A 15,510-nucleotide genomic window follows, 5' to 3' on the forward strand; every position below is an offset into this window, starting at 1 on the left:
TCTTTGCTTATCACGGCTGTGAACAGACCGTATCACAAGGGTGATAAGACCTTATCACAGTAATGAACAAATCGTATCACGTAGGTGAAACGCTATCTATCTCCCATACATAAGGAGAACATAAAGGCATGTTAACGCAAGGATAAAGGTATGTTAGCATGAATTAAAAAGAGCGCAGGGAGAAGAAAGTCGTTTTTTATTTCTTCAGTTTGTAAACCACGAATGAATCTACTTTATAGGCACCGCCTTTGCTGTAGAAGCTGATATGATTATAAGGTTCCGAAGGGAATACCTGATTGGTCATAGCGAAGCGTCCACCGTCACCGAAAGCCTCTACACTCGATCTGTCTACAAACAGGCGGAGTTTCATTTCATCCTTATCCTCTTCAATCGCAGTCCAAGTCAGCATCGGGAAGTTTTCGTTGAAATTTACCTCGCCACTCTTGCGACGGTCCATCGAGAATTTCTTCTCTTTCATATCGTACTGCATGTCTACTTCTTCGCCCTTGTCATTGTAGAGACGGAAACCGATGATTTCTGCCTGCTGATTCTTAAGGGACAGTTCTATTTCGTAAGCACCTTCATTGTTCGGAATCAAATCTTTCACGATACGTGTTCCGTTAACCTTGAATGAGCGCTTTTTGGAAACACCACGCAGTTTCAGTAATTCGGGAGAAGGAGCGGATTGAAGATAAATCCCACCGTCGATGGCAAAGAGACTCAAATCACGAGGGATGGAGTTCGGACTACGGTATTGAGAAGTTGGCACGTCATTTGCATATTGCCAGTTGCTCATCCATGCAATGGCGATACGGCGGTTGTCGGGGGCATCGCTCCAAGTAACTGTAGCATAATGGTCTTTTCCCCAGTCCATCCATTTCGTGACATTCGGCTGATTGTCACAACTAAATTTCTTGCCGTCGAAGCTACCGATAAAGTATTGAGTAGCGGAGTCACCGAAAGGACCGTCACCGAGGCTGCAAAGCAATACCCATTTCTTTTCGTTGGTGCCCTCTACCGGAAGTTCGAATAAATCGGGGCATTCCCATACGTTGCCGTGAGCACCGTATCCTTCGCCGAAGCTGCTTTCAAATGCCCAGTCTTTCAAATTGGGAGAAGAGAAAATCTGCATTTCCTGTCCCACTGCGAGCACCATGATCCAGCGTTTTGTTGCTTCGTACCAAAAAACTTTCGGGTCGCGGAAATCACGAGCTTCGGATACAAGTACGGGGTTGTTTTCGTATTTGGTGAAAGTGCGTCCGTTGTCAGTGCTATAAGCGATGCTTTGTACCTGACGGTCGCTGTTTTGTGTATAGATGGCGATGATTGCGCCTGCTCCGAAGCCGGCTGTATTGTTATGATCTACCACGGCAGAGCCGCTGAAGATAGTACCAAGCGCATCCGGTGCTATCGCAACGGGGCGGTGTTCCCAGTTTACGAGGTCTTTGCTGATAGCGTGTCCCCAGTTCATGTTTCCCCATTTGGAGCCATAAGGGTTGTACTGGTAAAAAAGATGGTATTCACCGTCTTTATAGACCATTCCGTTCGGGTCGTTCATCCATCCGTAAAGGGGAGAGAAGTGATAGGTCGGACGAAACTTTTCACGGTTGGTCGTATCGAAGGTGTCGGAGAGTTTCATTTCCTTGCAGCAAGCGGTATTATCCGGCGAAAGATTGACACGGATCGGATCGTTGGAGTTCATCTTGAACTTGAAAGAGACCGTTTTGCCGGAAAAGTCGGAAAGGTCTACCGGAACAAAGTAATCTACTTTATGTATGGCGAGACGCACGTCGAAGTTTTTCACCTCTTTATTATTAACGATCATGCTGATACGTACATCGGGAGACGCATCCTCTACGGGCAGAAGCAGGTAGTTCTGGGAAGTATTGACACGTACAAGGCAATGACCTTCTCCCAGATTCTTAATCAGCAAAGGAGAATCCGCCGCTCGGGTTGAAACAGAAATAGTCATGAGAATAAAACAAATCAGAAAGGTCTGAAGTTGTTTGACAGGCAAAAATACATTCATGTTCTATGGTATTAAGGTTGTTATACTTTTGATAGTTGTTACAGTGCAAAGATAGGCGCTTCCAAGGTTAGCGCCTATCACTTTTGTTTCAAACGCTGTAAAAGATGTTACTTGCCGGTGTAGTTTTCATCAATAAGTGCTTACCTGAACGTCTGATACAGTTATTTCACCTTTATAACAGCAGAGTGACCACGGGTTCTTCTGCATTTGGTAGATACGGTTGGTGAAAGATAACTGGTCGTTGATATAAGTCACGCAGACGGACTGGTCACTGTAAATCGTCACACGATATTCATTATCTGCCGGAATATTGAATTTATTATCGAATAAGTATTTGGCATCGTCACCGTCTTTCTCAAAATTCGCTTTGCCTTCATCGGCATTGACATGGATACTATACCAGGAAGCGGAATCCGTTCCACGTACAAAAGAGATTCCGAAACGGTCCGTATTCGAAGCGGTCTTTACGGTGAAAGAAATCTTGTTATGTACTTTCAGACGGTTGAAGATGACGGAGGCACCTTCGCCCAAAGTATAGGTTTTACCGCTTTCGATCATGTTACCATCTTTTGCCATTACTTTCACTTCTTGTGCGGAAGTGTATTTACGGTCGATTGCATCGGGTACTCCGAGGGTTAAAGTACCGTCTTCGTGTTGAATCAGACGTTGTGCTACCAGATTGCCTGCCCATTCGGGTTCTACATCACCAACATTTCCATTATCATTTCCGGCACGTGTGGGACACCAACCCCAAATGTAGCGGTTTGTTCCGTCGGAAGCGGTCTTTCCGGCATAGAATGCGCGGCTGTCCAGCATTCCTTCACGATTGTCCGGCCATATTCCGGCATCATTGGCGGTAGTTGCTTTCAAATCTTCCAGCGTTCTGCCTTTGAAATATTGTACTTTACGCATGAAGGAAGCCTGTTCCGAATAAATCAGATACCACCAGTCCCCCATCTTGAATACATCCGGACATTCGTAGAAACGATCCCACATCATGGTCATAAAGGTTCCGGCAGATTCCCACTCTTTCAGGTCGGCAGAGGTAAATTCGGCGATATGCCCTTTTCCGTTCTTGCGGGTAGCGATCAGCATGTGATACACACCGTCTTCGGTCTGGAACAGGAACGGGTCACGGAAGTCATTCTTGTCATAACCATACGTATCTCCTTTCAGGTAGAAGGTACGGTTCTTGGTCCATGTCTTGAAATCGGGAGAAGTAGCTACCATCACTACCTGAGCATTCTGGTCGGAAGAAGGCTTGAACTTATTACCGGTGTAGAAGGTATAATACAGTTTGTCGGCAGGGTTATAGATCGTTCCTCCTGTGCCGATGGCAGCATCCTGTTCGTCACGCCCTCCGCAGGAAATCAGTTCGCCGAGAGATTCGTAAGTAGCACCGTCTTTGGTAGCCACCCCGAAAATGGGATGGTACGTAGCTTCGGGGTTCGGACGGTAATCTTGCAGGTACATCACTTTAAAGTCCTTGGCAACCGGATCATAGAATGGCATCGGGTCACCTACAAAGCCGACCTGTGGCTTATAGTACATCGAGAAGCCATGCTCATCACTCGATTGGAAGTATGTGGCTGTACCGTCCCAGTTTTTCTGAGTCAAGATGGGGTCAGTCTCGTCACTGCAAGCAGTCATCGAAGCTATCAGTGCGGTAAATGCTATAGGTAAGATCATATTTTTCATCATTGTTGCTTATTCTTTTTATTTACACAAGTAGTTGATTGCATTGAGAGTCATTTGCTCTACGTTGTAGTGATAGTAGTCGGCAGAAGCGTCTACTCCCTTGCCGTACCAATCATAGCAGCCGGAACCGATACAGAGCGTACGTCCGCTATTGGAACGCGGTTCAAATTCGGCAATGACTACCGCCCCGTCGCCTCCATGTGCCAAATCGATTCCTCCTGTCAGGTTACGCCATGCGTTCAGGTCGTCATAACCTCCCCAGTCTGTCCCGATATGCCACTGCGCTGTGCTATTGGTAATCGCATAGCCGGCATCACAGGTATAGACTGTCGACTTGTCGCCATCTTTCCATCTTAAATCCTGGAATAACGGATGTGATTCACTGCCGGTAATCAGGAAGCTCCATGGGGCAGAGGTGATTTCGGGCGAGTCTTCGTTTCCTCCCCAGCTATTGTTCGGTACACGCTCGTCTTTAGCGATGCCGAGATTGGCGATATAGAAAGTAGCGTAACGGGTCAGCAGCAGATTACCACCATTCTGATAGTAGACTTTAAACTTCTCCGCTGCCGCTTTCGCGTCATCCGGCAAAGGAGGATTGTCACCATTGTCTGCGTGGAAATGCCACCAGATAGCGGTATATTTACCTAAATCCACTTTTCCGTCCACTACATCCTTGAATGAGATATATTCGGACATCGATACATTATCCATCATCCATTGGGCAGCGGCTTTCTCTTCGGGACTCGTCAGAAGACTGACGGAAGAAGCCGTACCGACAAAGGCAGTCGGAATCACATTTCCCTGAGTAACCGTTACCACATAAGGAGTTACTGCCGAACGGTAAGTTGCCGTGTAAGTGACGGGGTTCGTAAAGTCCTGAATACTTCCGGATGCCGGAGTCACGGTAGCTCCGTCCGTTACGGTAAACGTACCTTTCAACTGAGTGATATCCACTGTCAGCGGAACGACTACAGAAATGGTTTTCGATAACTGGTCTACCTTTCCTACATAAGTATCATTCAATTTGAAGGTCAGTATCTTCGCCTCATCTCTCTTCACGGTAATCGTGTAGCTCATTTGTACATCGCCATTCTTCACCGTCAAAGATACGGGAAGAGAAAAGTCGATTGTCTCACCGATAGCGATGCTAGCCTTGGCTCCTTCGGAAAGATTCATTTCTGTGACCACCATGCGGGTAATATCGTAATCGTAGGGCACTCCTACTACGATTGCCTTATTCTGATAGTCGACAGTTCCTGCGTATTCATCCAGCCGGATAGAGTTCACCCAAACATCTCCGTCCAGACGAAGGCCGGATTTGAAGTCATCACTACATCCTGTGACTGTAAGGCATGCCACAGTCACCAACAGGATAGTATAAAGTTGTTTTATGATTGATTTCATTGTATTCTTTGTTTTAAGATGGTTAGTTACCAACCGAAATTCTGTGTATAATTTCCATTACTTGCGCTGATCTGTTCGAATGGAACAGGAAGATATTCGTTCTTATTTTCCGTAAAGCCCGCATTCTTGTAGATAGAGCAACGGGATGCTTCCGTCACGTAATAAGCATTGATGACATCTTTGGCTTCTCCCCATCTTACAAGGTCAAAGAAACGTGAGCTTTCCATACCGAACTCTACGCGGCGTTCCCATTTCAGCATTTTCATGGCTTCGTCCTGAGCGTAAGCTTTCAGGTCGTAAGGAGTCACTTTGAAGTTCACTCCGTAGTCTTCTTTATAATTGAAGATCAGCATGGTGCTTCCGGCAGCACGGCTGCGTACCTCATTGATTAATGAGATGGCATCGGTGATACGTCCGTCGTTCAACTGAATCAGTGCTTCGGCACGCATCAGCAATACATCTGCATAACGGATCACAATGTGATTCAGAGAACTGGCCCAATAAGAACCTTTCTTCAGACAGTCACAATCGGGATCTACATTCTCTTTGAGAGAAACATAATATCCATAAAGTCCCTTGCTGCGGCTCCAGTCATCATTCTTCTGGATGATGTAACCTTCGTTGTACTTATAAGGAAAGCCCGGCATACCCACCGTATGGAACAGACGGGGATCGACATTGTCTGTAGCCACTTCGTAATTCTCATTGTCGTAGGTACTGAACAAAGGCTTTCCCTGCGAATCGGTTTTGAAAGCATTCACCAGATTCTGGCTCGGCTTGTGGAAGTCGCAGCAGCCCAGTATCTGCGGAGTGGTCAGTCCCATTCCCCAATTCAGGTTACCGTTGTAAGTACCGTCGTTGATAGAATACTGAATGGCCCATACAGACTCTGCACCGTTTTCATATTGCGGCAGGAAGTTCATGCTATAGTCCGTTTCCAGTCCGTAACCACCTTTAGCCATGATCAGGGGATCGGTGTATTTCACGACCTGTTTCAGGTCTTCTTCGTTGATTCCGGTAAGGGCATTATCGGCTCCGTCCTGGCGGTAAGCTTTATACAGGTAAGTTTTTGCAAGGTAAGCAGCAGCGGCTGCCTGTGCAGGGCGTCCTTTTTCTATTTGTACTTCCGGCAGGTTGTCGTAGGCAAACTGGAAGTCGTCTGCTATCTTTTGCCATTGCTCGTCATTGGTATAAGTGGTATTCGACAGTTCATTGTAAGCATCCGGTTCCATGTTTTCATCGTTTACAATAACGATCTTCTTGAACAGCTGTTTCAACATGAAGTGAGCGTGTCCGCGCAGGAATCTCATTTCGGCAATGCGCTGGTTCTTCAACGGATAGGTCTTTTCATCCATTTGGTCGAGTGATTGCAGAGCTGTATTGGCACGGGTGATGCATTGATACAGTCTTTTCCATATATCATTGATATTCCAGTCGGTGGTATTGATACCTTTGGATATTTCCAGTGCGTTGAACACACCGCCGTCTTCTGTTCCCGAACCGCCTTTATAGCAATCGTCGGAACGTACATCATAATTCCAGAGAGAGAAGGAAGAGTTGATATCATCACCTGTCGCCCAGATGGCGTAGGCAGAAATCACCAGATTATCTACATATTCGGGAGAAGCGATCTGATCGCCGGTCACAATACCCTGAGGAACCTGACGGTCCAAAAAATCGTCACAACTGGTTGTCAGCAAGGTAATTCCGATTGTTGCTATATATATTATCTTTTTCATGATCATTCGTTTTATTGATGAAGTAAGTTAAAATCCGATGTTAAGTCCGAACGTGATATTCACAGGGATCGGATAAGAAAAGTTCGGGTTCTCCGGATCTTCTCCGGTAAAATTCTTGCTCTTGATGGTCAGCAGGTTCTGTGCACTGCAATAGAAACGCAAGCGGTCCATTCTCATTTTTTTGGAGATAACAGCGGGAACGGTGTATCCTAACTGGATATTGCGCAGTTTCAGGAAAGAACCGTTTTCTACGAAGTAAGTAGAGACACGCTGTTCATTGTTCGTATCACTGCGGGTCAATGCCGGAATATCAGAGTTTGGGTTCGTAGGTGACCAGGCATTAAGCAAACGGGTTCCCTTATTCAGGAAGCCGACATTGGAAGCACTCCAAAAATCGCTTTTCTTCTTCACGTCACTGATTATATCCACTCCCTGAACGCCTTGCCAGAACATTGTCAGATCGAAGTTCTTATATTCCAGATAAATATTCAATCCGTAGCTGAAAGAGGGAGTAGGATCATAAATCCAGTTCTGATCTCTTTCGTCAATCACACCGTTATGGTCAATATCACGGTAACGGATACGGCCGACAGCAGCGCCTTCTTGAGTAGCATGGTTGTCTACTTCATCCTGCGACTTAAAAATGCCATCAGCAATGTAACCGACTTGTGCGCCGTAAGTATGTCCGACTACACTCTTCACACCATTACCACCAAACTTGCCGTTGGCAGCTACCGTTTCCGGCAATTCAAGAATTTCATTCCGATAAGTGGATATGTTTCCGTTCAGGTCGTAAGTCAGTCCAAAGGCAGTCTTGTTACGATAACCCAGATTAAATTCAAAACCCTGGTTTTTCATTGCACCCGAATTTATCCAACGGCTGCCGCCTTCTCCCAGCACTCCTACTCCTGCCATTTCAGTCAGGATATCTGTTGCTTTCTTGTAGTAGTATTCCAGTGAACCGTACAGTGATTGCTTGAACAGGCTGAAGTCGATACCGACATTGGTCTGTGTCGTTGTTTCCCATTTGATATTGTCGTTACCGATCTGGTTGCGTTTGAAACCGGAAGGAAGTACACCGCCACCGTTAGAACCTGTGATATCGTATGCCGTACCGTAGCTCTGTCCGCCGAAAGAATCGGTTGTACCATAGTTAGGTGCATAGATAGTATAACGGGCAAGGTTGGAGATTTCCTGATTACCGGTCTGTCCCCACGAAGCACGCAATTTCAGATCATCAAGCCAGGTCAGTTCTTTCATGAAGTTCTCCTGTGTGATGCGCCATCCCAAAGATACGGAAGGGAAAGTGGCATAACGGTGGTTTTTACCGAACCGGGAAGAACCGTCCCGACGGAGAGTTAACGAAAGCAGATATCTATCGGCATAAGAATAGTTCATTTTGCCAAAGAAAGAGACGAGTGAATACCCCTCACCGGCACCGTATGCTTGTGCCGTGCCACTACCTGCATCGGGCCACATATAGTCGGGGGTAAGGATAGAGAAGTCTTCTTTGTATCCGGAGAAATGGCTGTCGTCTTCACGGTTCAACTCCATACCTATCATTACATCTCCACGATGTTTGCCTACTTCCAGTTGGTAGGTAGCAATGGCGTTCCACATCCATTTCGTCCAGTGTTCCTGCTTGGCTTCCACTGCGCTCTTGCCATTATTTGTCTGCGTTCCTTCCTGATAAGGATAAGTGAAGTAACGTGCCTGCTTGTTGGCATAGTCCAGACCGAAAGTGGAACGTAGATTGAATCCCTTGAAAGGAGTCAGATTGACATAGGCATCACCGAACATACGCCAGTAAGTGTATCGGTTGTCTTTATTGTATTCAAGTACGGCACGAGGGTTACGACGGTCGGGCCATCCGCCTACCGGTCCGCCCCATGAACCATCCGAAGCATATACGGGAATAGCGGAAGGAATGTCCAGTGCGGTTTCAATAATTCCACCCGGAGCCTGCACTTCCGACGTGCGATTTAATGTAAAATGCTGACCGATGGTCAGGATATCATCAATCAACTTATAATCGCTGTTCATACGAGCCGAGAAACGGTCGAAGTCCGTGTCTTTGATAACACCCAGATTCTTGTAATATCCCAGAGAAAAGAAAGAAGAACCTTTCTCCGAACCGTTGCTGACGGAAAGATTGTATTGCTGAATAACACCAGTACGAGTGATCTCGTCAAACCAGTCTGTGTCCGCCACAGGCATTGTATTCTTTGAATCCAGGTATTTGGAAAGAGTCATTCCGTATAATACCGGATTGCCGTCGGCATTATATCCCCAATTGTAAGCATATCCCAAAGCATTACCGTTCGGATTTTCACCGTCGTTCACGTAGGCTTGCCACATAGCTCGTCCGTATTGCTCAGTGTTCAGTACGTTCATTTTACTCTGATACATGGAGGCGGAAACAGAAGCGTCGAAATTGATTTTGATCTGTCCTTTCTTTCCTTGTTTGGTAGTAATGATGATCACGCCGTTCGCTGCACGCGAACCGTAGATAGAAGCGGATGCGGCATCTTTCAAAACCTGAATGGATTCAATATCATTACCATTCAGTTCGTGCATACCGGCTTTGGTAGGAACACCGTCGATTATATAAAGCGGGTCGTTATTGTTCAGCGTACCGATACCGCGGATACGTACGGTAGCCGATCCACTCGGATTACCATCGGCGGTGATGTTCATTCCGGGGACACGTCCCTGAAGGGCTTTCACCGGATTGTTTTCACCTTGCTTCTGGATTTCGTCTACTTTTACTACAGAAACAGCACCTGTCAGGTCGGCTTTACGCTGTGTAGTATAACCTGTTACGACAACTTCATCTACCATCTGGGTATCTTCTTCCAGTAGTACATTAACGATAGCAGCCGCTTTTACGGTCACCGGTTTATAACCAATATACGTAATCTTTAAAGTAGAGTTGACCGGAACTGAAAGAGTGAAATTACCATCGAAGTCTGTAATTGTTCCGTTGGTTGTAGCTGTAGTTTCAACGACAGAAGCACCGATAATCGGTTGCCCATCCGTTTTAGAAGTAACGTTTCCCTTTACCGTAATGTTTTGCCCCCACAGGGCCGACATGAAAGCAAACAGGAAACAAACGCTGCAAAGAAGTTTTTTGTTCTTCATGATACCAGGCATTAGTTTAATGTTATTAATTTAAAAGTACGAATTTTCTCTTTTCGATGATGCAAATTACGGTTGATTTAAGTCAACCGACTGAAAAAAATGTTTCAAATGCTGTAAGATATGTTGCATAGAACGCTATTTTATAGGGTTTTATAAGAATAATTCTCCATCATAAGAAAGTCGGGATTATATTCTCTCTCAATCATAGAAAATACTACCTTTGTATAGTAATTTAAGTCCTTGTAAAAAGGGATATTATTCATATAACAAGCATATAATCACTCAAAGTAACCAACAGAAAACTGAATGATATGAAAACAATCTCCAACGAACAACTTACTATTCAGGTATCTCCGCATGGAGCCGAACTTTGCAGTATCTTCGCCAATGGGAAAGAGTATCTGTGGCAAGCCGACCCTGCTTTTTGGAAACGCCACTCTCCTGTACTTTTCCCGATTGTAGGAAGTGTGTGGGAAAACCAGTATCGTAATGAAGGTATCGCTTATACATTGAGTCAACATGGCTTTGCCCGCGATATGGAATTTACTCTTGTTTCAGAAAAAGAAGACGAAGTACGATACCACCTTGTCAGTAATGAAGAGACATTACGGAAATTTCCTTTCCCGTTTTGTCTGGAAATAGGTTATCGTATTCAGGGTAAGCAGATCGAGGTTATATGGGAAGTTAAGAATACCGGAGAAAAAGAAATGTATTTTCAAATCGGTGCGCATCCTGCATTCTATTGGCCGGATTTTAATGCAGATACACAGAATCGTGGTTTCTTCGGTTTTGACAAGGAAGAAGGATTGAAGTATATCCTCATTTCAGAAAAAGGATGTGCAGATCCTTCCACTGAATATTCTCTGGAACTTACAGACGGGTTATTGCCATTGGATACACATACTTTCGATAAAGATGCTTTGATAATAGAGAATGAGCAAATCCATAAAGTAACCCTTTATACCAAGGAAAAGAAAGCTTATTTAAGCCTGCACTTTCATGCTCCCGTAGTCGGTCTATGGTCTCCGCCTGCAAAGAATGCCCCTTTTGTCTGCATTGAACCGTGGTACGGCCGCTGCGACCGCGCACATTACACAGGCGAATACAAAGACAAAGACTGGATGCAACACCTGCAACCGGAAGAAACTTTCAGAGGAGGGTATACGATTGAGATCGATGAATAAGTAATGACAGCCTATTCTGCGAATAGACTGAAGAAACACAGAACAGCTGCCGGACCTCACGGACGGCAGCTGCCAAACACCTAATCTACAAAACCTAACTTAAAAACTAACTCATAAATCCAATCTATGAAATACTGATTATACAAGTGATAAACAATTGATTATATCCTTGATAAATACCTATTGAAAAATAAATCCATCCTTTTATAAACCTAATCTATACACACTAAATGAATCGACTGCGAATGTACCGCCCTTACTGTAAAAACACATACGATTGTATGGCTCTGTAGGGAAAATCAGATTAGTCATCGCTATCTTCCCGCCATCCAGAAATATTTCTACCGAACACTTATCAACAAAGACATCCAGTTTGTATTCATTTTCCTTCTGGATAGGTGCCCATGTAGCCAATGCGAAATCATCTATATAATTGATAGAAGTCGTCTTCCGGCGGTCGTGCGCCTCGATCTCGTGCGGAGAGCTGTTTTTCCCGAAATCTACGATGCCGCTTTTCGTACGGTCCATCACCAGTTTCTTTTCCGGAAGATTAAAATAAATATCCACCTTCTCTCCCTTGTCATTGAAAAGACTGAATCCCATAATTTCCGCCTTTCCAGCTTCGATGTTCAGAGAAAGCTCATAAGCTCCTTCATTATCAGTCAATAAAGATTCGATGTGATAATCCTTGTCTACCGTGAAGGACGGAACATCCTTGCTTTCTTTTCGTAAGTTCTTAGTTTCCGCTACCGGTGCGGCGGAAAGATAAATATCATTGTCCTGTGTATAGAGTCCCAATTCACGGGGCAGTGCATTGGCACTACGGAACTGCCGGGTCGGAACGATATTGCAATACTGCCAGTTGCTCATCCAAGGCACTGCCACCACACGGTCTCCCGTATTTGAGAAACAGACAGTAGCATAGTGATCTTTCCCCCAGTCCAGCCATTTTGTGACATTCGGCTGATTATCACAAATAAATTTTGTGCCGTCAAAGTCACCGATAAAATATTGAGTAGCACTCCCTCCGAAGTAACATCCCGGATTTACATTGACAATCAATGCCCATTTCTTATAGTTGATATCGCCGTCTACAGGAAGTTCCACCATATCCGGACATTCAAACTGACAGGGTTGCACACCGTATCCTTCGCCAAAGCTACTCAGGTAGTTCCAGTCTTTCAGATTATGGGAGTCATAGAAACGCATTTCCTTATCGGCAGAGACAATCATCACCCATTTACTCTCCGGTGCATACCAGAAGACTTTCGGGTCACGGAAATCTTTCAGACCATCGGAAGGACGCAGAACAGGATTCTTTTCGTATTTAGTAAATGTCCGTCCGTTGTCTTTGCTATAAGCCAGACACTGAATCTGTCCGTTCTTATCGCTGGCAGAAGTATAGTAAGCGAGGATGGAACCTGCTCCGTAGCCCGCCACATTCTCCTGATCGACAATAGAACTACCGGAAAAGATATGCCCTAATGTATCACGGGCAATGGCAGGAGCCAAATGTTCCCAATGCATCAGGTCTTTGCTGACCGAATGTCCCCAGTGCATATTTCCCCATTTGGAGCCATAAGGGTTATACTGATAATACAAATGATACTCTCCATCTTTATATACCAATCCGTTTGCATCATTCATCCAGCCATAAAGGGGAGTATGATGGTAGACAGGACGGAATTTATCCGTATTGGTAGTATCAAACGTATCGGATAATTTGATTTCTTCCCAGCAGAGGGCGTCTTTCGATTTCTTTTGAATGCGTAAAGTGGCTACCTTTGTATCAGCCGGCAAAGCAAAAGGAACGAAATAATCGACCTTAGTCTGTGCCAGGCGGATATCCATATCGGTATCCGCTGCATTCCCCGTATCAAGACGCACCTGACTTTCGTCGGCTTCTTCTTCTTCGATGGGGAGTAATATATAATTAGTAGGATGAGTAATATGGACAATAGTAAGGCTATCACCTTTCTGTTCAAGAGTGAACGTGCTTTTGGTCGACTGGCAATAGGTCAGTCCAAAGGAGACAGTCAGTGCGAGTACGGCACCTTTACACAGTTTTATCCAAGGAGTTGTTTTCATGGTAACAGGATATTCAGAGTTATACTAGTGTTAATCAAAAATTGACGGAGGCAAAGATAGGGGGTATCTTCACCTTCGTCTATAAACTTTGTTTCAAAGAGTAACATTTTTGATACATCATTGAAAAAAGGGAGCTACAGGCGTACAGAGTTTGTTTTAAACTACATGACCAACTGTGTGACCAGCCGCCAAGACAGGATTTGAACCTGTACCTCAAGTCTGTAAAGACAAGCGTTCAACCGAATCGTTAACAGCGAAGTATCTCTATACTACGGCATCCCTTTCTGTTTTTTAAAAGCAGAAGTAACAGGCGAAAAGAGAAACGGGGCACGTCAATGCCGGAGTCGAACCGGATAGTCTTGCTGATTTTACAACTTCACTATTCCTCCCCTAAAATGAGACGAAGTAACTCTTCTCTACGACATTCTGCTTATGTCAAAGTAAAAAACAAGGTAACAAACGAAAAGAGACTATACCCTGCTCTATCCAACTGAGCTATGCTTTTCCTTAAAGAATAAGGAGAGCAGCGGGAGTCGAACCCGCGACCTATGGTCGTCCCAAACGAAGTAACTCTTCTCTACGACACTTGTTCTGTTTTTTTCCGTAAACCGGAATCCTGAGAACTCCGGTTATACCACTATCTTTTTTATCTCCTGCAACGCATCATTTCCTTTGTCGATTGCAGACAAAATATCAAATATCTTATCCGACCATCCCGCTATCAGAAATACATCGTCACGAGTGATATCCAGCGGAGTGTTGCCATATCCGCTTAAGTCAAACAGATACAACTTGGCTGCCGGACAAATTTTCTTGTACTTCCTCCACAAATCCGTTATCTGCAAATCACTATGGCTATTCCACAACTGACAGTCGGTGAACATCATTATCTTATCCATCTGCGCCTTCCGATCTATCAGGTCTTTGATAACCAAATATCCGTTTGTAGAGTATCCCACTTCACCTTCCCTTTTATAGAAAGCATCGACATTGGACAAGATACCCGTATCGGGCAGATTAATAATCTTCCATCTATCGCCAAAGATACCCGTCATCACCTGCTTGCAACGTGACTTCAACAACATTCCCAGCAGCAAACCGATGTCATAGTACAATACTTTACTCTTTGCCGAAACCGGACACTGCATGGAACCGGATACGTCACAGGCTATCAGCACACGGGTAGATTCATCAAATCCGGTAATATTGCGGGCAGATACCTGCACGGCACGTTCCAAAGCCGTCATCAACATCGTAGCATAGAGCGAAGGAGTCTTCGACAACTCACGGTAAGCAGCCAAAAAGCGGAAAGGCAACTGCCTGGAGTTTTCAACCGCCTTTTCGGAAGACAGCCTCTTCCCTACTGTCAGAATATGGTCTGCAGAAACTTCCGCTTCCAGTATATTCCTCAGATTGCGCAGCAAAGCCATGTATCCTAGTTTACCACTGTCTATCAATTCTTCCCATTTGGCACGGAAAGCTTTTCGCCGTTCTTCTTCCGTAGCAAAGGTACGCTGACCTAAAGCAGACAATTCTGTCTCCCAAGTATAGGGAACCGGAAGATTATCGTTAACTATTCCATTGAAAATTTCCTGTTGCCGTTCATCTTTCGCTTTCGGGTGCACAAGAAACAAGGCATCTTTCAGACAAACTTCTGCCGAACGGTTATACTTGGCAAACTGGTACGCATCGAATGTATTGAATGCATCCTGTAGCCCTGCCTGCAACTGTTTGGAAAGACGGTTCAGTTTCTTTGTCCCCGTCCGCCGGTTTGCCTGCTGATAACAGGCCAGCAGTTCGGTGATTTCATCGGCACGCCGAACGGTACGGGCAGTTACCCGCTTCACCAGATTGTCGCCCTGGTGGATACGCGCCAGTTCTACCGCCATCACCAAAGGGATGGAACGCAGGTTCATCGTTTCCCTTGCGTACGCCGCCAGTTGCGCCACAAACAAAGGGTTACATTTTCCGATGAGCGTACGGACCCTTTCTATTCTCTCTTCCTCCTGCTCATAGAAACTGTTGTTCAATGAAGTAGTTACCACGGATGTGTACAATTCCCATTCGGGTGTCAGCCGGTAAGCCGGTGCCGATTCTTTGTTCAGCACTTTATTCATTCCTTTATTTATCCAGTTAAACTTCATCATTTATACTCTTTATTTGTTTTCTTTTGCAAAGATACGGGGGTGGGTACGCAGCCTTTTTGCGTACCTCAAATTATTTTTCT

Annotated in this window: 8 protein-coding genes; 1 reads left to right on the forward strand and 7 read right to left on the reverse strand. The window is 45.1% G+C overall.

The features are described 5' to 3' along the window. Positions 1–196: 196 nt before the first annotated feature. The 5 genes from BT_RS08915 to BT_RS08935 all read right to left on the reverse strand — a co-directional run bounded on the left by BT_RS08915 (position 197) and on the right by BT_RS08935 (position 10,011). Positions 197–2,029, reverse strand: a complete 1,833-nt coding sequence (locus BT_RS08915) for a DUF4980 domain-containing protein (RefSeq protein WP_008767782.1) — start codon at positions 2,027–2,029, stop codon at positions 197–199. A gap of 129 nt (positions 2,030–2,158) precedes the next feature. Continuing rightward, complete coding sequence (locus BT_RS08920; protein WP_032841481.1) at positions 2,159–3,727, reverse strand: glycoside hydrolase domain-containing protein; 1,569 nt, start codon at positions 3,725–3,727, stop codon at positions 2,159–2,161. 18 nt (positions 3,728–3,745) lie between these two features. Continuing rightward, the gene (locus BT_RS08925) at positions 3,746–5,131 is read right to left on the reverse strand and encodes a DUF4960 domain-containing protein (protein WP_008763287.1); all 1,386 of its coding nucleotides are present in this window, start codon (positions 5,129–5,131) and stop codon (positions 3,746–3,748) included. Between the two features lie 26 nt (positions 5,132–5,157). Further along, a complete protein-coding gene (locus BT_RS08930; RefSeq protein ID WP_008767780.1) occupies positions 5,158–6,870 on the reverse strand; it encodes a RagB/SusD family nutrient uptake outer membrane protein in 1,713 nt (570 codons plus the stop codon). A gap of 27 nt (positions 6,871–6,897) precedes the next feature. Continuing rightward, on the reverse strand, positions 6,898–10,011 hold the full coding sequence (locus tag BT_RS08935; RefSeq protein ID WP_193349043.1) for a SusC/RagA family TonB-linked outer membrane protein: 3,114 nt from the start codon (positions 10,009–10,011) through the stop codon (positions 6,898–6,900). A 311-nt stretch (positions 10,012–10,322) separates the two neighbouring features. Here BT_RS08935 and BT_RS08940 point away from each other — a divergent pair, with 311 nt between their 5' ends. Then, positions 10,323–11,195 carry an aldose 1-epimerase family protein gene (locus BT_RS08940; RefSeq protein WP_008767778.1) on the forward strand — a complete coding sequence of 291 codons (873 nt, stop codon included), beginning with the start codon at positions 10,323–10,325 and terminating at the stop codon, positions 11,193–11,195. A 204-nt stretch (positions 11,196–11,399) separates the two neighbouring features. On the opposite strand, the gene BT_RS08945 is transcribed toward BT_RS08940, so the two are convergent. Beyond that, positions 11,400–13,283: a DUF4980 domain-containing protein gene (locus tag BT_RS08945; protein WP_011107965.1), complete on the reverse strand. Its 1,884-nt coding sequence runs from the start codon at positions 13,281–13,283 to the stop codon at positions 11,400–11,402. Between the two features lie 629 nt (positions 13,284–13,912). Then, the gene (locus tag BT_RS08950; protein ID WP_224200446.1) at positions 13,913–15,430 is read right to left on the reverse strand and encodes a TROVE domain-containing protein; all 1,518 of its coding nucleotides are present in this window, start codon (positions 15,428–15,430) and stop codon (positions 13,913–13,915) included. Between the last annotated feature and the right edge of the window lie 80 nt (positions 15,431–15,510).

Source organism: Bacteroides thetaiotaomicron VPI-5482, assembly GCF_000011065.1.
GTDB classification, from domain to species: Bacteria; Bacteroidota; Bacteroidia; order Bacteroidales; family Bacteroidaceae; genus Bacteroides; species Bacteroides thetaiotaomicron.

Excerpts from the sequence above, each read along its gene's own strand:
- BT_RS08935 (WP_193349043.1), bottom strand. The coding sequence starts at position 10,011 with ATGAAGAACAAAAAACTTCTTTGCAGCGTTTGTTTCCTGTTTGCTTTC.
- BT_RS08940 (WP_008767778.1), top strand. The coding sequence starts at position 10,323 with ATGAAAACAATCTCCAACGAACAACTTACTATTCAGGTATCTCCGCAT.
- BT_RS08915 (WP_008767782.1), bottom strand. The coding sequence starts at position 2,029 with ATGAATGTATTTTTGCCTGTCAAACAACTTCAGACCTTTCTGATTTGT.
- BT_RS08930 (WP_008767780.1), bottom strand. The coding sequence starts at position 6,870 with ATGAAAAAGATAATATATATAGCAACAATCGGAATTACCTTGCTGACA.
- BT_RS08950 (WP_224200446.1), bottom strand. The coding sequence starts at position 15,430 with ATGATGAAGTTTAACTGGATAAATAAAGGAATGAATAAAGTGCTGAAC.
- BT_RS08925 (WP_008763287.1), bottom strand. The coding sequence starts at position 5,131 with ATGAAATCAATCATAAAACAACTTTATACTATCCTGTTGGTGACTGTG.
- BT_RS08920 (WP_032841481.1), bottom strand. The coding sequence starts at position 3,727 with ATGAAAAATATGATCTTACCTATAGCATTTACCGCACTGATAGCTTCG.
- BT_RS08945 (WP_011107965.1), bottom strand. The coding sequence starts at position 13,283 with ATGAAAACAACTCCTTGGATAAAACTGTGTAAAGGTGCCGTACTCGCA.